Genomic DNA, 19534 nt, shown 5'->3' with positions numbered 1-19534 from the left:
GCGGAATGCCCGGGGCACGGGCCACCCACGGCCCACGCGACGCAAGGTCGCGGATGCCCTGCCGGGAGGGCCCGGTGCCGGGACCGGGAGTGTGGCGCAACTCCCACAAAACCTCTCGTGAATCTTGCGCGAGGCTCACCAAGCGGTTGTTATTTGAGCCCGGTCCGGCATTTTGAACCGGTGTCGCTCGGGGACGGCGGCCAGGGTTTTCCCGCCTCGAAAGGCGGGGCGCAGCGGCCTGAAACCGCTGCGGGACCGGCCTTCGCCCCGAACCCGAAGAGACCGCCTGGGCGAAGAGAGCATCCGCGTTGATTTCTGGATTGACCCGTCTTGCCCGCCCCATGGCGGTGATCGCGTCCCTGACCGTGGCGCTCGGCCTCGGCCTCGGCGCGCCCGCCGCCCGCGCCCTCGATCTCGGCTTCCTCGACCCGTTCAACCTCTTCGGCCCGTCGGAAGAGGAGAAGGCCGCGGCCGAACTGCCGGATCCCGTCCGCTACGATGTGACGATCAACGTCTCGCCCAACGAGGACGATCTCCAGGACACGCTGGAGGCCGCCTCGACGCTGAAGGCCGACGAGGACGAGCCGGTGTCGGGCTCGCTCGGCCTCCTCGCGAAAGCCAAGGGCGACCGGCGTCGCCTCGTCGGCACGCTGTACGAGAACGCGCGCTACGACGGGCTCGTGACCATCCGCATCGAAGGCCAGGACATCGCGACGCTGGCTCCCGACGCGACCTTCGACACCTCGCGCCCCGTGCCGGTGACGATCGACGTCAATCCCGGCCCGCTCTTCCAGGTCGGCACCGTTCGCCTCGACGCCAACGGCGTGCCGCTCGACCCGGCGACCTACGATCTGACGCCGGGCTCCTCGGCCGATTCGGTGCGCATCCTGCAGATCGAGAACCGTATCGTACAGGACCTGCGCAACGAGGGGCGCCCCTTCGTCGCCGTGACCCGCCGCGACATCGTCGCCGATTCCGCGACGCAGCGCCTCGACATCGCGATCACCCTCTCGCCCGGCGAGGCGATCCCGTTCGGCCAGACCTTCGTGACCGGAACCGAGCGTATGGAGCCCGGCTTCGTCGCCTACATGACCGGCATCCGCCCCGGCGAGACCTACTCGCCGCAGGCGCTGGAAAAGGCGCGCGAGCGGCTGCGCAAGCTCAACGTCTTCTCCACCGCCACGATCCGCGAGGCGGACGCGCAGGCGCCCGACGGAACGCTGCCGATCCAGGTGACCGTCGCCGAGCGGCCGCGCCGCGTCATCGGCGCGGGCGCCACCTTCTCCAACACCGAAGGCGCGGGCGCCAACGCCTACTGGGAGCATCGCAACCTCTTCGGCCGGGCCGAGAGCCTTCGCATCGAGGGCTCGGTCTCGCGCATCGGCGCCAACACCCTGTCCGACACCGGCCGCGAGACCGACGGCTTCGACTACAAGGCCTCGGCCGTGTTCCGCAAACCCGGCGTCCTCGGCCCGGACTCGGTCTATGTCGGCTCCATCACCGGCCTTCGCGAGCAGCCGCTCGCCTACGACCGCCAGTCGATCGCGGTGAGCAACGGCGTCGAGTACATGATCGACGACCAGCAGACGGTCGCCGTAAGCCTCCTTGCCGAATACGAGACCGTCGGCACCTATCTCGGCGAGAACGAGTTCCTGCTCGCCTCCGTGCCCTTCACCTACACCTATGACGGGCGCGACAACGAGCTGAACCCGACCAAGGGGTTCCTCGCCAAGCTCTATGCCGAGCCGACCTACGAGATCGAGGACGGCACGCCCTTCATCAAGGCACGCGGCGACGTGTCGGCCTACCTGTCGCTCGACGAGCGCGACCGCTTCGTCGTCGCGGGGCGCGTCGGCTACGGCGTGATCGCGGGCGCCGATCTCGCCGACGTGCCGACCGACCGGCGCTTCTTCGCCGGCGGCGGCGGCTCGGTGCGCGGCTACGTGTTCCAGTCGATCGGCCCCTACTATCCGCCCTTCCCGCTGCCCGGCACCGATCCCGACTTCGTCAACACCCCGACCGGCGGCCTGTCGGTGTTCGAGGCCTCGGCCGAGCTGCGCTTCAACGTCACCGACAAGATCCAGGTCGTGCCCTTCGTCGACGCCGGCACGGTCGGCGACGACTTCGCGCCCGACTTCGGCAACCTGAAGATCGGCGCGGGCGTCGGCGCCCGCTACCTCACCGGCTTCGGCCCGATCCGCGTCGATGTCGGCATTCCGCTCGACCCCGGCCCCCGCGACGGTTCGTTCCAGATCTACGCCGGCATCGGACAGGCCTTCTGAATGATCGCGATGCGCCTCCTCTCCGCCCTTCTCCTGAAGCTGCGCCTCCTCGCGCTGGTGGCGGCCGCGCTTCTTGCAGCGCAGCCCGCGCACGCGCAGTTCCTCGCCGGCCAGCTCGAGAACCTCCTGTCGACCGAAGACCGGCAGGTAAAGATCCAGGGCCTGTCCGGCGCCTTCAGCGGCGAGGTGCGGATCGACGAGGTGACCGTCGCCGACCGCGACGGCGTCTGGCTCACCCTTCGCAATCTCGCGCTCGACTGGTCGCCGCTGGCCCTGGTGCGCAAGACCGTCGAGGTGCAGAACCTGTCGGCCGGGCAGGTGGTGATGGACCGCCTGCCGCGCGCGGCCCCGCCGACCACCGAGGAAAGCTCCGAGCCCTTCTCCCTCCCCTCGATCACCGCCCGCATCAACCGCATCGCGATCAACGAGTTCGTCCTGAACGAGGCGGTTGCCGGCATCCCGGCGCGCCTGGCCGCCGAGGCCGCGCTCAACCTCTCGCCCGATCCGACGCAGCTCGACGCCTCCGCCACGATCCGCCGCCTCGATCAGGGCGGCGACATCGCGCTGAAGATCGGCTTCCAGCCGGACGCCAATCGTCTGGAGATCGCGGTCAATGCCAGCGAGCCGGCCGGCGGCCTCGTCGCCGGGCTCCTGAAGCTGCCCGGCGCGCCACCCGTCAGCCTGTCGATCAACGGCACCGGCCCGTTCGACAACTTCGCCGCCGACGGCACGCTGGACCTCGGCTCCGAGCGGGCCGCGACCCTGCGCGCCACCGTCCAGAACGGCGCGGACGGCCGGCGCATCGGCGTCGACCTCACCGCACTCTCCGCGCCCTTCGTGCCGCTCGCCTACCAGGGCGTCGTCGGCGACAACCTCCAGCTCGCAGCCAATGTCCTCCTGCGGACCGACGGGGTGATCGCGATCGACAGCGGCCGTCTCCAGTCCGGCCCGCTCGACCTGACGGCATCCGGCACGTTCGACCGGACGGGCGCCGGCAACGACCTGACGCTCGCCCTGCGCACGGATGCCGCCAACCCGGTGCCGCTCGCCTTCGGCAGCCAAGGCGCGCGCACCGCTCTCGAGATCTCCTCGATCGACGCGACGCTGCGCGGCAGCCTGTCGGTGGCCACGCTCGATGTTGCGGCCAGCGCGCGCACCGCCGGCTTCGAGGACTATGTCGCCAACGCGGTGACGCTGAAGGCGACGAGCCCGGGCTTTGATCTCAACAACCTGATCGGGCAGGTCGTCATCGACCTTGGCGCCCAGTCCGCCTCGGTGCCGGACGGCATCGCCGCGCGCGTCCTCGAAGGGCCGATCGCCGTCAATGTCGACGGCGCGCTGACGGCGGACGGCTACACGTTCAACACGGCGAAGCTCACCACCGAGACCGCGAACCTTGCCCTTTCGGGCAACGCCGCCTCCAACTTCTCGACCTTCCAGCTGCGCGTCGACAGCGACATCGAGACCGCCGCCCTGTCGAGCGACGCCGTGCCTTATGTCGGCCCGCGCGTCGCGATCGCGGGCTTTACCCGGCGCGCGGCGGACGGCTCGTTCGGCGTCGAAGCCTTGCGCGTCGACGGCGACGCGCTCGACCTGTCGGGGTCGGTCAACCTCACCGGCGAGGAGATCGCCGCCGCGATCACCGGCCAGATCAACCAGGCCGCGATCGCCGACGCCGCCCTCAACGGTCAGGCGCAGTTCGACCTCAAGGCCTCCGGCACCACCAGCGCGCCCGCGATCGACCTCACCGCCAGCGCCTCCAACCTCGAGGTTGTCGGCCGGCAGCTGACCGACCTCCAGGCCCGCATCCGGGGCACCTTCGCGCCCGAGGCGCCCGCCGGGACCGTCGCCATCGACGGCACGTTCGACGGCGCGCCGCTCTCGCTCTCGGCCGATCTCGCGACCGAGGGCGACGTGCGTCGCCTGCGGAACCTTCTCCTGCGACAGGGCCAGAACCGCGTGGAGGGCGAGGTCGCGCTCGATGGCGAGAACCGGGCGACCGGTGCGATCCGCCTGGCGATCCAGGATGCGACGACGCTTCTCGCGCTCGCGGGCCAGGACGGCTCGGGCGATCTCAACGGCACCGTGTCGCTCGCGGTCGGCAACGGCGGTACGCCGGTCGCCGATCTCGACCTCGCCAGCAACGCGCTGACGCTGACGCGCAACAATGCCGAGACGGCGCTGCGCGACGCCCGCATCCAGCTGCGCGCGACGGACTACCTTACCGCGCCGCGCGCCACCGGCACCGTGGCCGCCACATCGATCACGGCCGGCGGCTTGACGGTCGAGCGGCTGAACGCCGCATTGGAGGAGATCAACAACGCGACGGCCCTGAACGCCTCGGCCCGGATCAACGACGTGCCGACCGAGCTGTCCGGCGATCTCGCCTTCACCGACGCCGGCACGGTGATCGAGCTTCGACGGCTGACGGCCGCGATCCCCAATGCCCCGGTCGAACTCGCCGCTCCCGCGGCGGTGACGCTCGGAAGCCTGCGCACGACCTTAAGCGAAATCCGCCTCAACGCCGGTTCCGGCTCGCTCACCCTATCCGGCTCGGCCGGCGACCAGCTCGACCTCGATCTCGCGCTCGACCGTTTCCCGCTCGCCATCGCCAATCCGTTCGTGGCAGGCCTCGATGCCGCCGGTACGGCCAGCGGCACGGTGGCGGTGGGCGGCCTGTCGTCGGCGCCCGACCTCGACTTCGATCTTCGCGCCGAGGGCGTGGCCACCGCGCAGACGCGCGCCGCCAATCTGCAAGGCGTGAACGCTGCCTTCGCCGGCCAATACCGCGACGGAACGGCGACCCTGTCGGCCGCGCGCGTCGATCTCGGTTCCGGCTTCATCGAAGCCACCGGCACGGTCGGCGAGGCGCTGGACCTCGACCTCAACATCTCGAACCTGCCGGTCGCCCTTGCCAATGGCTTCGTCGACGGGCTGGGCGCGGAAGGCACGATCAACGGCACGGCCTCGGCCACGGGATCCCTGGAAAACCCGGCCGTCACCTTCGATCTCGCGGGTCGCGGCATCACCGCGGCCGAAATCCGGCGCGCCGGCGTCGAGCCGGTCTCGCTCGACCTTGCGGGTCTCTATCGCGGCGGCACCGCACGGCTCGACCGAGCCCTCCTGACCGCGGGCACCGGACGGATCGAGGCGACGGGCACGGTCGGCAGGGCGCTCGACCTCCGCCTCCAGATCGTCGACCTGCCGGCGGCGCTCGCCAACGGCCTGCGCCCCGGCCTCGACGCGCGCGGCACGTTGAACGGGCAGGCCACCGCGACCGGGACGCTCGCCGCCCCGAACGCGACCTTCACCCTCACCGGCAACGGTCTCTCCGCCGCGCCGCTGCGCCAGGGCGGGGTCGAGACGGTCACGCTCGACATCGCCGGCACGTTTGCCGACGGCACGGCCCGTTTCAACCGGGCGCGGGTGGACACGGGCACCGGATCGCTGGACGCCAACGGCACGGTCGGGCGCGCGCTTGACCTGCGCGTCGCGCTCGACCGGCTTCCGGTGGCGCTCGCCAATGCCGTGCAGCCGAGCCTCGACGCCCGCGGCACCTTGTCGGGCAACCTAGCGGCTACGGGATCGATCGCGGCGCCCCACGCGACCTTCGACCTTCGATCCGCCGACGTCTCGGTGGCGCAGACGCGCGCCGCAGGCGCCCCGGCCATCAACGCCACGGCCGCCGGCACTTACGCCGACGGCAGCGTCCAGTTGCAGACCGCCCGCGTCGACCTCGGCACCGGCTCGGTGACGGCGTCGGGCACGGTCGGTCAGCGTCTCGACCTCAACGTCGCCTTCGACAACGTGCCGGCATCGCTCGCCGCCGCTGCGGCGAGCGGCATCGGCCCGCAGGGCACGCTGAACGGGACGGCGCGCGCGACCGGCACCTTGTCCGCGCCGCGCGCCGACTACGACCTCCGCCTCACCGGCTTCTCGGTGACGCAGACGCGCGACGCCGGCGTCGGCCCGCTCGACATCGCCGCGCGCGGCACCTACGCCGACAACCGCGTGACGGTGAACAGTTCGCTGTCCGGCTCCGGCCTCGCCTTCACCGCCAACGGCTCGGTCGGCCTGTCCGGCACGCCGACCTTCGACCTTGCCCTGAACGGCACCGCTCCTCTCTCGATCGCCAACCGGATCCTCGCCGAGGGCGGCCGCTCGGTGCAGGGCACGGTGCGCGTGGATGCCCGCGTGCAGGGCACGGCGGCAGCGCCCAATGTCACCGGCACGATCTCCACCGCCGGCGCGTCCTTCGTCGATACCGGCGCCAACCTGTCCTTGAACAATATCAACGCGCAGGTCTCCCTCAACGGGCAAACCGCGACCCTGACCAGCGTCACGGCCCAGCTCGGCGCCGGCGGCACCGTCAGCGTGGCGGGCACGATCGGCATCGGCGCCGGCTTCCCGGCAGACCTACGCATCCAGGTCGCGGACGGCCGCTACGGCGACGGCGAACTCTTCACCGTGCGCCTCGACGCGGGGCTGACCCTGACCGGCCCGCTCACCGGCAACGCGCTTCTCGCCGGCACGGTGAACGCGCAGGAGATCGCGATCCTCGTGCCGGACAACCTGCCGAGCTCGGTCGCCGAGATCGACCTGAAGCGTCGCAACACGCCGCCCGCCGTGCAGCAGCAGATCCGCGAGATCAACCCGCCGAGCAGGGGGGGCGGCGGTGCGAGCGGCGGCATCCGTCTCGACGTGACGCTGAACGCGCCGAACCGCGTCTTCGTGCGCGGCCGCGGTCTCGATCTCGAACTCGGCGGCACGATCCGCGTCACCGGCCCGATCTCCGACATCGCGGTGAGCGGCGGGTTCGAGCTGCAGCGCGGGCGCTTCCAGCTCCTGTCGCGCCGCCTCGACTTCCAGCGCGCGACGCTGACCTTCGACGACGGCCTCGTGCCGACGCTGGACTTCCTGGCCGCGTCCGACACCGGCGAGGTGACGGTCTATATCGCGATCACCGGGCCGGCGAACGATCCCGCCTTCAACTTCACCTCCTCCCCCGCCCTACCGCAGGACGAGGTGCTGGCGCGGCTGATCTTCGGCCAGGGCACGGCCGACCTCTCGCCGCTGCAGATCGCCCAGCTCGCCTCCGCCGCGGCCCAGCTGTCAGGCGTCGGTGGCTCGACCGGCCTCCTCGACAACCTGCGCTCGCAGCTCGGCGTCGACGACCTCGACATCCGGACCACGGCGGACGGCAAGACCTCGGTCGGCGTCGGACGCTACATCAACGAGAACACCTATGTCGGCGTCGATTCCACCGGCCGCGTCTCGATCGACCTCGAACTCGGGGCCGACATCAAGGCCCGCGGTGCGGTGACGGCGAACGGGGGCGGCGAGGTCGGCGTCTTCTACGAAAAGGAATACTGAGGCGCGCAACCGGGACCGGGCGTTCCACGTTTCCCGTTGTCTTCCCGAAAGGGGTTTGTCAGCAGGAGTGGACCCATGAGCACCGAGTCTCTGAAGCACGCCAAGTTCGACCGCGACGACGGCACGTCGTTCGATTCGCCGATGGCCGTGGTCGAGGACGGGTTCCTGGACGGTCACGAGAAGCGCTCGATCCTCGGCGAATGGAAGCGCCGCGTCGACGCGGAGAACCGCGCCGACGGCATCGACCCGATGTCGCAGACGCTCGACCATGCGATCGAGAAGCTCGCCGGCCTGAAGACCTGAGCTCCATCACGCGGCCGTGACGCAATTGGCGATTGCGTAACGGCTTTGCGCTATCGTCTCCCCGCTTCGGGCACGAGGCGGTAGACGGTCGCCAAGCAGGCTTTTCGGGAAACTGTTGGGCACTGCGGCAAAACGCACTATCCTTCGGCGCCCAAGCGTGAGCCCACCGGCTCGCCCCCAGAAGCCATGGACCGAGCGCGTGACCGACCAGTCTTCGAACGACGCATCCCTTGACCAGCTGAAGGCCCGCGGCGAAGCCGCCGCGGCCAAGGGGATCCGGTCCCTCTTTGCGGCCGACGCCGATCGCTTCCGCCATTTCTCGTTCCGCCACGACGACCTTCTCCTCGACGTCTCGAAGACCGCGCTGTCGGCCGACGATCTTTCGGCTCTCCATGCCTATGCCGAGACGGTCGGCGTCCTCGAGCGCCGCGACGCGATGTTCTCGGGCGCCCGGATCAACACGACCGAGAACCGCGCTGTTCTCCATGTCGCCCTGCGCGCCCGCCCCGAGGACGGGTTCGCGGTCGAGGGTCAGGCGGTCGGCGCCGAGGTCGAGGCGGTGCTCGCCGCGATGGCGCGCTTTGCGGGTGGCGTCCGCGACGGCTCGATCCGGGGCGCGACCGGCGAACGGATCACCGACATCGTCAATATCGGCATCGGCGGCTCGGATCTCGGGCCCGTCATGGCCGCGATCGCCCTCTCGCCCTACCACGACGGCCCGCGCGCCCATTTCGTGTCGAACATCGACGGCGCCCACATGGCGGACACGCTGCAAGGGCTCGACCCGGCGACGACGCTCTTCATCGTCGCCTCCAAGACCTTCACGACCATCGAGACCATGACAAACGCGCAGACCGCGCGCGCCTGGGTTTCGGCCAAGCTCGGCGAGGCCGCGGTCGGCGCCCATTTCTGCGCGGTCTCGACGGCGCTCGACAAGGTCGGCGCCTTCGGCATCGGCGAGGACCGCACCTTCGGCTTCTGGGACTGGGTGGGCGGGCGCTACTCCGTCTGGTCGGCGATCGGACTGCCGCTGATGATCGCGATCGGGCCCGAGCGCTTCCGCGAGTTCCTGGCCGGCGCGCGCGACATGGACCGCCACTTCCGCGAGGCGCCGGCGGCGCAGAACCTGCCCCTCATCCTCGGCCTCGTCGGCTGGTGGCACCGCGTGCCGCAGAAGCACCGCACCCGCGCCGTGATCCCCTACGACCAGCGCCTCGCCCGCCTGCCGGCCTATCTCCAGCAGCTCGACATGGAATCCAACGGCAAGCATGTCGGCCTCGACGGGCGCCGCGTCGAGACCGCGACCGGCCCGGTGGTCTGGGGCGAGCCCGGCACCAACGGCCAGCACGCCTTCTTCCAGCTCCTCCATCAGGGCACCGACATCATCCCGGTCGAGTTCATCGTGGGCGCCAACGCGCACGAGACGAGCCCGGAAATGCGCGTCCACCAGGACCTGCTTCTGGCCAACTGCCTCGCCCAGTCGGAGGCCCTGATGAAGGGCCGCACGCTGGAGGAGGCCCGGCAGCAGCTTCTGGACGCCGGCCGCCCGGCCGACGAGGCCGAGCGCATCGCCCCGCACCGCGAGTTCTCCGGCGACCGTCCGTCGCTGACGATCCTCTACGACAAGCTCACCCCCTTCGCCTTCGGCCGCCTCGTCGCGCTCTACGAGCACCGCGTCTTCGTCGAGGCCCAGCTCTTCGGGATCAACGCCTTCGACCAGTGGGGCGTCGAACTCGGCAAGGAGCTGGCGACGGGCCTCCTCCCGGTCGTTCGCGGCGAGGCCTCGACCGACGGCCGCGATTCCTCCACCGCGGGCCTCGTGTCCGCGATCGCCACCTTGAGAACCTGAGACCCGCCATGACGCCATCCAGCCTCGCCGTTCGCCAGGATCGTCTCGAGCCCGGTGACAAGTCGCAGCCCCGGCTCAACGATGCCGACACGATCGCCAAGGAGATCGTGGAGAAGCTCACCTATTCGATCGGCAAGACCACCGGCGCCGCGCGCCTGCACGACTGGCTCGAAGCCACGACGCTGGTGGTGCGCGACCGCATCATCGACAACTGGTTCAACTCGACGATCGAGACGCGCCGCAGTCAGGCCAAGCGCGTCTGCTACCTGTCGATGGAGTTCCTGATCGGCCGCCTCCTGCGCGACGCGATCTCGAACCTCGGCCTCACCGACCCGATCCGCGAGGCGCTGGCGCGCTACGACGTCGAGCTCGACCTCGTCGAACTCCTGGAGCCGGACGCCGCGCTCGGCAACGGCGGCCTCGGACGCCTTGCCGCCTGCTTCATGGAATCCATGGCCTCCACCGGCGTGCCCGGCTACGGCTACGGCATCCGCTACGTCCACGGCTTCTTCCGTCAGGAGATCGTCGACAGCGCGCAGGTCGAGCTGCCCGAGACCTGGCTGAAGCACGGCAACCCGTGGGAGTTCGAGCGCCGCGAAAGCTCCTACGAGATCGGCTTCGGCGGCAAGGTCACCTCGATCGAGGAGAACGGGCGCACCCGTTTCGTCTGGCGTCCGGCCGAGCGCGTGCTCGCGGTCGCCTACGACACGCCCGCGGTCGGCTGGCGCGGCAACCACGTCAACACGCTGCGCCTCTGGTCGGCTCAGTCGCTCGACCCGATCCTTCTCGACGCCTTCAACGCCGGCGACCACATCGGCGCGCTTCTGGAATCCAACAAGGCGGAGGCGATCACCCGCGTCCTCTACCCCGCCGATTCCCATCAGGCCGGCCAGGAACTGCGCCTGCGCCAGGAGTTCTTCTTCTCCTCGGCCTCGCTGCAGGACATCATCCGCCACCACCTCGCCCAGTACGACGACCTGACGAACCTTGCCGACAAGGTGGCGATCCAGCTGAACGACACCCACCCTGCGGTGTCGGTCGCCGAGCTGATGCGTCTCCTCGTCGATGTGCACGGCATGGAATGGGACGCGGCGTGGACGATCACGCGGGCGACCTTCTCCTACACCAACCACACGCTCCTGCCGGAAGCGCTGGAGACGTGGCCGATCCACCTCTTCGAGCGGCTGCTGCCGCGCCAGATGCAGATCATCTATCAGATCAACGCGGGGGTGCTTCGCGAGGCGACGCAGGGCCAGGGCTTCGACGACCGCACGATCTCGGCGATCTCGCTCATCGACGAGGGCAACGGACGGCGCGTGCGCATGGGCCAGCTCGCCTTCGTCGGCAGCCATGCCGTCAACGGCGTGTCGGCGCTGCATACCGAACTGATGAAGCAGACCGTGTTCCACGACCTGCATCGCCTCTATCCCTCGCGCATCGAGAACAAGACCAACGGCGTGACGCCGCGCCGCTGGCTGCATCAGGCCAATCCCGGCCTGTCGAAGCTGCTCGACGAGACCATCGGGCCGGGCTTCCGCGACAATATCGAGGAGATCGCCAAGCTCGACGCGCATGCGGACGACGCCGCGTTCCAGGAGCGCTTCGCCGCGGTGAAGCGTGAGAACAAGGAGCGCCTCGCGACGCTGGTGCAGGAGCGCCTTGCGATCACGCTCGATCCGGGCGCGATGTTCGACATTCAGGTCAAGCGCATCCACGAGTACAAGCGTCAGCTCCTCAACATCCTCGAGACGGTGGCGCTCTACGAGCAGATCCGCTCGCTGCCTCATCTCGACTGGACGCCGCGGGTCAAGATCTTCGCCGGCAAGGCGGCACCCTCCTACGTGCAGGCCAAGGAGATCATTCATCTGGCCGGCGACGTCGCGCGCGTCGTCAACTCCGACCCGACGGTGCGCGGGCTCCTGAAGGTCGTCTTCATCCCGAACTACAACGTCTCGCTCGCCGAGATCATCATGCCGGCGGCGGACCTCTCGGAGCAGATCTCGACCGCGGGCCTCGAGGCGTCGGGCACCGGCAACATGAAGTTCGCCCTCAACGGCGCGCTCACCATCGGCACGCTCGACGGCGCGAACGTCGAGATGCTGGAGCATATCGGCGAGGACAACATCTTCATCTTCGGCCTCAAGGCCGACGAGGTGGCGAGGATGCGTGCCGAAGGGCATGGCGGCCAGGCAGTGATCAACAGCCAGCCGCTCCTGCGCTCGGCGATCGATTCCATCTCCGCCGGCGTCTTCAGCCAGGGCGATCCCGGCCGCTACGCCAACCTGATGAACTCGATCCGCGACCGCGACTGGTGGATGATCGCCGCCGACTTCCGCGCCTACTGGGACAAGCAGCGTCAGCTCGATGTCCTGTGGAAGGACCGGGGCGCCTGGAACCGGGTCGCCGCCCGCAACACGGCGCGCATGTCCTGGTTCTCCTCCGACCGGTCGATCCGCGAATACGCGCGCGACATCTGGAAGGCGGGTCCCGGCGCCCGCTGATACGACGGCCCATCCGCCGTCCCGTCTGACCCGGAGGGCCGATGCCGCGCATCGGCCCTCCTTTTTTCGTGCGCAAGGCGCCCAGCCCGTGCAAAATCTCTGTGCAAAGGGCGAAGACCGATAGTTGCCGCGCGATCATCGGCTCTATCTTTCCACGCTGGAAACGAAGAAGACTGGCAGTCGGCATGCCCTTTGCGCGGGAGCGAGGGGAACTGCGCAGGAGGAGACGAGGATGGCAGATCACCGGCGCGCGGGGCCGATCTCGCGTGACACGATGGCCTATGTGCTGGCCGGCGGGCGCGGATCGCGCCTGATGGAGCTGACCGACGACCGCGCCAAGCCGGCCGTCTACTTCGGCGGCAAGTCGCGCATCATCGATTTCGCCCTCTCCAACGCCATCAACTCGGGCATCCGCCGCATCGGCGTCGCCACGCAGTACAAGGCGCACTCGCTGATCCGCCACCTCAACCGGGGCTGGAACTTCCTGCGTCCGGGCCGCAACGAGAGCTTCGACGTCCTGCCCGCCTCGCAGCGCGTGTCGGAGGACCAGTGGTACGCCGGCACCGCCGACGCGGTGTACCAGAACATCGACATCATCGAGGCCTACGCGCCCGAATACATCGTGATCCTTGCAGGCGACCACGTCTACAAGATGGACTACGAGATCATGCTGCAGCAGCATGTCGACACCGGCGCCGACGTGACGATCGGCTGTCTCGAGGTGCCGCGCATGGAGGCCGTCGCCTTCGGCGTCATGCATGTCGACGAGAAGAACCAGATCACCGCCTTCGTCGAGAAGCCGGCCGATCCCCCGTCGATCCCGGGTCGCCCCGACACGGCGCTCGCCTCGATGGGCATCTACGTCTTCAACACCAAGTTCCTCGCCGAGCAGCTGCGGCGCGATGCGGCCGACCCCAGTTCCAGCCGCGACTTCGGCCACGACATCGTGCCCTACGTCGTCAAGCACGGCACCGCCTACGCCCACACCTTCTCCTCCTCGGTGGTGCGCTCGGAGGCCGAGTACGGCTCCTACTGGCGGGACGTCGGCACGGTCGACGCCTACTGGCAGGCCAATATCGATCTCACCGACGTCGTGCCGCAGCTCGACATCTACGACCGCGACTGGCCGATCTGGACCTATGCCGACGTGACGCCGCCGGCCAAGTTCGTCCATGACGAGGACGGGCGCCGCGGCATGGCGATCTCCTCGCTCGTCTCGGGCGACTGCATCATCTCCGGCGGCTCGCTGCACCGCTCGCTCCTGTTCACGGGCGTGCGCCAGAACTCCTATTCCGTGCTCAACGAGGCCGTGGTGCTGCCGCACTGCCACATCGGGCGGGGCGCGCGCGTCACGCGCGCCATCCTCGACCGGGGCGTCCACATTCCGGACGGACTGGTGATCGGCGAGGATCCCGAGCTCGACGCCAGCCGCTTCCGGCGCTCGGCCGGTGGCGTCTGCCTCGTCACGCAGTCGATGATTGACCGGCTCAGCCAGGGATGACCACGGTTCTCTCCGTCGCGTCGGAGGTCTTTCCGCTGATCAAGACGGGCGGGCTCGCCGACGTGGCAGGGGCGCTGCCCCTGGCGCTCGGCGCGATCGGCGTCGACGTGACGACGCTGATGCCCGCCTATCCGTCGGTGCTCGCCCAGATCGAGAGTGCCGAAACGGTCGCCGCGATCGACGATCTCTTCGGCGGGCCGGCGCGCATCCTCGCCGCCGACGTTGCAGGGCTCTCGATGCTCGTGCTCGACGCGCCGCATCTCTTCGACCGGCCGGGCGGTCCCTATGTCGGGGCGACGGGTTACGACCATCCCGACAACTGGGCGCGCTTTGCCGCGCTCGGCCGCGCGGCAGCGCTGATCGGCACCGGCCTCGTGCCGGGCTACCGGCCCGACATCGTCCACGCGCACGACTGGCAGGCGGCGCTGGCGCCCGTCTATCTCGAGGCGGCGGGGGCCGATCGTCCCCGCACGGTCATCACCATCCACAACCTCGCCTTCCAGGGCGCCTTCCCGCAGACGATCTTTCCCGAGCTCGGCCTGCCCTCGACCGCCTGGGGCGTCGACGGCGTCGAGTACTACGGCTCGGTCGGCTTCCTGAAAGGTGGCCTCAGGGCCAGCGACCGGATCACCACGGTCAGCCCGAACTACGCGCGCGAGATCCTAACCGCCGAGGGCGGCATGGGTCTCGACGGGTTGCTGCGCGGCCGCGAGGACCGCCTGTCGGGCATCGTCAACGGGATCGACGTCGAGACCTGGGACCCGAACGCCGACCCGCATGTCGCGGCGACCTTCGACCGCGACGCGCTGTTCCGTCGCGTCATCAACAAGCGGGCGCTCGAAGCCGAGTTCGCGCTGGAGGAGGACGACACGCCGCTTCTTGCCGTCGTCAGCCGCCTGACCTGGCAGAAGGGCCTCGATATCCTCGCCGAGAGCTGCGACGACATCATCGCGGCGGGCTGTCGCCTTGCGGTCGTCGGCTCGGGCGACCGGATGCTGGAAGGCGCGTTCCTGTCGGCTGCCGCGCGTCACGCCGGGCGCATGGGCGTTCGCATTGGCTACGACGAGGTCCTGTCGCACAGGGTGCAGGCGGGCGCCGACGCGCTGCTCGTGCCGTCGCGTTTCGAGCCCTGCGGGCTCACCCAGCTCTATGCGCTGCGCTATGGCTGCCTGCCGGTGGTCAGCCGCGTCGGCGGGCTTGCTGATACGGTGATCGACGCCAACTTCGCCGCGCAGACGGCGGGCGTCGCCACCGGCATCATCTTCGCGCCCGTCACGCGCGAGGCGCTGATGGAGGGCGTCCAGCGTCTTCTCGCTCTCTACGCCGACGCGCCGCTGTGGCGCGACATGCAGCGCACAGCCATGGCGAGCGACGTGTCCTGGACCGCCAGTGCCCGCCGCTACGCCGACCTCTACAACGGCCTTCTCCAGGAACGAGCCTGATGATCCGAACCGTCGCGACCAAGCCCTTCGACGACCAGAAGCCCGGCACGTCGGGCCTGCGCAAGAAGGTCCCGCATTTCGCGCAAGGTAACTACGCCGAGAACTTCCTGCAGGCGATCTTCGACGCGACGGAGCGCCCGGCGGGTTCGGCGGTCGTGATCGGCGGCGACGGGCGCTATCTCAACGCCACCGTGATCCGCAAGGCGATCCGCATGGCGGCCGCCAACGGCGTCGCCAAGGTGATCGTCGGGCAGAACGGGCTCCTGTCGACGCCCGCCGCCTCCAACCTCATCCGCCAGCGCAAGGCGGCCGGCGGCATCGTCCTCTCGGCCTCGCACAATCCCGGCGGCTCGGACGGCGACTTCGGCATCAAGTACAACATCGCCAACGGTGGCCCGGCGCCCGAAGGCGTCACCGACGCGATCTACCGCCGCACCAAGGAGATCCAGGACTACCGGATCTGGGACGGCGAGGCGCCGGACCTTTCGGTGATCGGCACGAGCCGACTGGGCGACATGGATGTCGAGATCGTCGATCCCGTCGCCGACTATGCCAGCCTGATGGAGACCCTCTTCGACTTCGGCAAGATCCGGCGGGCGATCGAGGGCGGCCTGACGCTGCGCTTCGACGCCATGCACGCCGTCACAGGTCCCTATGCCAAGGAGATCCTGGAGAAGCGCCTCGGTGCGCCGGACGGCACCGTCCTCAACGGCGTGCCCTCCGAGGACTTCGGCGGCGGCCACCCCGATCCTAACGTCGTCTGGGCCGCCCCGCTGGTCGATCTGATGATGGGCCCGACGGCGCCCGACTTCGGCGCGGCCTCCGACGGCGACGGCGACCGCAACATGATCCTCGGGCGCGGCATCGTCGTCACGCCCTCCGATTCGCTCGCGGTTCTGGCCGCCAACGCGCATCTGGCGCCCGGCTACGCCAAGGGCATCGCCGGCATCGCCCGCTCTATGCCGACCAGCGGCGCGGCCGACCGCGTGGCACAGAAACGCGGCATCGGCATCTACGAGACGCCGACCGGCTGGAAGTTCTTCGGCAACCTCCTCGACGCCGGCAAGGTGACGATCTGCGGCGAGGAGAGCGCGGGCACCGGCTCCGACCACGTGCGCGAGAAGGACGGGCTCTGGGCGGTGCTCCTGTGGCTCAACATCCTCGCCGAGCGGGGCCAGTCGGTCGCCGAGATCGTCAAGGCGCACTGGGCCGAGTTCGGGCGCAACTACTACCAGCGCCACGACTACGAGGAGGTCGACAAGGCGGCCGCCGAGGAGCTGATGAACTCGCTTCGCGGTCGCCTCGCCTCCATGGCCGGCCAGCGCTTCGGCACGCTCGTCGTCTCCGAGGCCGACGACTTCTCCTACAAGGACCCGATCGACGGCTCGGTCTCCACCGGCCAGGGCGTGCGCATCGTCTTCTCGGGCGGCTCGCGCATCGTCTTCCGCCTGTCGGGCACCGGCACGGTGGGGGCGACGCTGCGCGTCTATCTCGAGCGCTTCGAGCCCGACGCCTCGCGCCACGACCTGCCCGTCGAGGATGCCTTGAAGGAGCTCGTCGAGACGGCGGACGCGATCGGCGAGATCAAGGCGCGCACCGGCCGCGCCGAGCCGGACGTTCGCACCTGAGCGCAGCCGCATCTCCGGCCGGCACGCGGCGGATCCCGCCGCGTGCCGTCTGCCTCGTCGCTCTGATCGTGGCCGTGACGGCCGCGATCCTCCTGGCCATGGGCCGCGTGCCGATCTGCCAATGCGGCACCGTCAAGCTCTGGCACGGCGCGGTGGCGAGTTCGGAAAACTCGCAGCACCTCTCGGACTGGTATTCGCCGTCCCACCTCATCCACGGCTTCCTGTTCTACGGGCTGACGCATCTCCTGATGCGGCGCTGGTCGCTCGGCCCGCGCCTTGTGGTGGCGACGGCGATCGAGGCGGCGTGGGAGATTGCCGAGAATACCGACGCCGTGATCAACCGCTACCGCGAGGCGACGATCGCGCTCGACTATTTCGGCGACAGCGTGGTGAACTCGCTCGCCGACATCGGCTTCATGATCGCGGGCTTCCTCCTGGCCTCGCGCCTGCCGCTCCGGGTCACGGTCGCCATCGCGGTCGGCTTCGAGCTTCTCACCGCCTGGCTGATCCGCGATAACCTCACCTTGAACGTCCTGATGCTTCTCTATCCTCTCGAGGCGGTGCGCGACTGGCAGGGCGCCGTGTAGGGACGGGCGGACGATATGACGATGATCACGGCGGAACGGGGCGCTCCCCAGCGGCTCGGCGCGAGCGTTGCGGCGGACGGCGTCCATGTCGCGGTCTTCTCCGCCCATGCAAGCCGCATCGAGCTCTGCCTCTTCGATCCGGCCGGCATCAACGAGCGCGAGCGCCTCGCGCTACCGGGCCGCGCGGGCGACGTCCATTTCGGCTTCCTGCCGGGGCTGGCGGAGGGCGCGCTCTACGGCCTTCGCGCCCACGGGCCCTTCGATCTCGCAAAGGGGCATCGCTTCGATCCGGCCAAGCTCCTCGTCGACCCCTACGCCCTCCGGCTCGACCGGCCCTTCGTCTACCACGCGGCACTCGGCGCGCCGGTGGCGCGGCAGCTCGACACCGCCGCCCTCGTGCCGCGCGCCGTGGTCTGTCGCCCCGACGCCGGTGCTTTGGTGCTGCCGTCCCGGGCGCCCGGCTTCACCTACGAGCTTCTGGTGCGCGCCTATACCCAGCGCCACGAGGGCGTGCCGGCTCCCTTGCGCGGCACGCTCGGTGCCCTCGCCGAGCCCGCCGTCCTCGACCATCTCGAGCGCCTCGGCGTCGAGACGGTGGAACTGATGCCGCTCACGGCCGCGATCGACGAGCGGCATCTCGTCCGGCTCGGCCTGTCCAACGCCTGGGGCTACAACCCCGTCTGCCAGATGGCGCCCGACCCGCGCCTCGTGCCGGGCGGCTGGGCGGAGGTGCGGCGGGTGACGGAGGCGCTGCACGCGCGCGGCATCCGCGTCCTTCTCGACATGGTGCTGAACCATTCCGGCGAAAGCGACCACGGCGGGCCGACGCTCAGCTATCGCGGCCTCGACAACGCCACCTACTACGCCGCCGATCCCGCCGAGCCCGACCGGCTCGTCAACGACACGGGCACCGGCAACACCTTCGCCTTCTGGCGCGAGCCGGTGATGCAGCTTGGGATCGACGCGCTGCGGGCCTGGGTCGAGCTCGGCGGCATCGACGGGTTCCGCTACGATCTCGGCACCATCCTCGGGCGCGGCCCCGAGGGCTTCTCGCCCGACGCGCCGTTCCTCCGGAGGCTCGCCGGCGATCCGGTGCTGAAGGACCGCCTCCACGTGATGGAGCCGTGGGACATCGGCCCCGGCGGCTATCAGGTCGGCCGGTTCCCGGCGCCCTTCCTCGAATGGCAGGACCGGTTCCGCGACGATGTCAGGCGCTTCTGGCGCGGCGAGAACGGGCTCCTGTCGGCGCTCGCCACGCGCTTGTCGGGCTCGCCTGACCTCTTCGCCGGGCCCGGCCGCGATGCGGCATCCGGCGTCAATTTCGTCGCCGCCCATGACGGATTCACGCTCGCCGACGTCGTCGCCTACGAGGACAAGCACAACGAGGCCAACGGCGAGGGGAACCGCGACGGCCACAACGAGAACCACTCCTGGAACAACGGCGCGGAAGGGGCGGGCGCCGATCCCGCGATCCTCGCGGCGCGGCAGCGCGACATCCGCGCGCTTCTCGCCACGCTCTTCGTCTCGCGCGGCAACCCGATGATCGTCGCAGGCGACGAGATGGGACGAAGCCAGCGCGGCAATAACAACGCCTATGCGCAGGACAACGAGACGGTCTGGGTCGACTGGACGGCGGCGGACGAGGGGCTCGTCGCCTTCACCGCGCGCCTCGCCCGGCTGCGGGCGGACACGCCGGCGCTCCGCTCCCCGGCCTTCCTGACCGGAGCCGAAGTGGATGGCGCTCCCGACGTCACCTGGCTCGGCGCGGACGGCACGGCGATGGCGCCCGTCGAGTGGCAGGACGGCGAGCGGCCCTGGCTCGGCGCCCGGCTGGCGGTCGAGGGCTCGGCGGCGCTGGTCTATCTCCATGCCGGCCGCGATGTGCTTCGCCTGCGCCTGCCCCCTCCCCCGCCCGGCCGCACCCACCGCCTCGCGCTCGCCTCCGACCGGCCGGACGAGCCGGAGCGTGCGCTGGAAGAGGGGTGCGATCTCGTCGTCGCCTCCCGCTCCGTCGTGATCGTCGTGGAAGCCTGACGCAAGGCGGTTTGCTCCGGCGCGGCGCGGAGCC

The 19534-nt window shown here is 69.9% G+C and carries 10 protein-coding genes; all 10 read left to right on the top strand.

From position 1 onward, the window contains the following. Positions 1–320: 320 nt before the first annotated feature. Positions 321–2282 carry an autotransporter assembly complex protein TamA gene (locus tag BM175_RS09850; RefSeq protein WP_244545950.1) on the top strand — a complete coding sequence of 654 codons (1962 nt, stop codon included), beginning with the start codon at positions 321–323 and terminating at the stop codon, positions 2280–2282. After that, on the top strand, positions 2283–7655 hold the full coding sequence (locus BM175_RS09845; protein WP_090962545.1) for a translocation/assembly module TamB domain-containing protein: 5373 nt from the start codon (positions 2283–2285) through the stop codon (positions 7653–7655). A gap of 75 nt (positions 7656–7730) precedes the next feature. Then, positions 7731–7958, top strand: a complete 228-nt coding sequence (locus tag BM175_RS09840; protein WP_090962544.1) for a hypothetical protein — start codon at positions 7731–7733, stop codon at positions 7956–7958. Between the two features lie 199 nt (positions 7959–8157). Continuing rightward, on the top strand, positions 8158–9807 hold the full coding sequence (pgi, locus tag BM175_RS09835; RefSeq protein ID WP_090962541.1) for a glucose-6-phosphate isomerase: 1650 nt from the start codon (positions 8158–8160) through the stop codon (positions 9805–9807). An 8-nt stretch (positions 9808–9815) separates the two neighbouring features. After that, on the top strand, positions 9816–12308 hold the full coding sequence (locus tag BM175_RS09830; protein WP_090962539.1) for a glycogen/starch/alpha-glucan phosphorylase: 2493 nt from the start codon (positions 9816–9818) through the stop codon (positions 12306–12308). A 232-nt stretch (positions 12309–12540) separates the two neighbouring features. Then, positions 12541–13809 (top strand): glucose-1-phosphate adenylyltransferase, encoded by a 1269-nt coding sequence (glgC, locus tag BM175_RS09825; protein WP_090962537.1) that lies wholly within the window; start codon positions 12541–12543, stop codon positions 13807–13809. Beyond that, a complete protein-coding gene (glgA, locus tag BM175_RS09820) occupies positions 13806–15251 on the top strand; it encodes a glycogen synthase GlgA (protein WP_090962534.1) in 1446 nt (481 codons plus the stop codon). The genes glgC and glgA overlap by 4 nt, the downstream gene beginning before the upstream one ends. Further along, complete coding sequence (locus BM175_RS09815; RefSeq protein WP_090962532.1) at positions 15251–16879, top strand: alpha-D-glucose phosphate-specific phosphoglucomutase; 1629 nt, start codon at positions 15251–15253, stop codon at positions 16877–16879. The genes glgA and BM175_RS09815 overlap by 1 nt, the downstream gene beginning before the upstream one ends. Next, positions 16876–17466, top strand: coding sequence for a DUF2585 domain-containing protein (locus BM175_RS09810; RefSeq protein WP_175526822.1), 591 nt, complete (start codon positions 16876–16878; stop codon positions 17464–17466). Before BM175_RS09815 ends, BM175_RS09810 begins: the two co-directional genes overlap by 4 nt. Positions 17467–17481: 15 nt before the next feature. Beyond that, positions 17482–19500 carry a glycogen debranching protein GlgX gene (gene glgX, locus BM175_RS09805; protein WP_090962530.1) on the top strand — a complete coding sequence of 673 codons (2019 nt, stop codon included), beginning with the start codon at positions 17482–17484 and terminating at the stop codon, positions 19498–19500. The last annotated feature ends 34 nt before the right edge of the window (positions 19501–19534 follow it).

This window comes from Aureimonas phyllosphaerae (assembly GCF_900113065.1).
GTDB classification, from domain to species: domain Bacteria; phylum Pseudomonadota; class Alphaproteobacteria; order Rhizobiales; family Rhizobiaceae; genus Aureimonas; species Aureimonas phyllosphaerae.
Note: the sequence above shows the minus strand (reverse complement) of the source record. Positions and strands in the feature narration are given on the sequence as shown.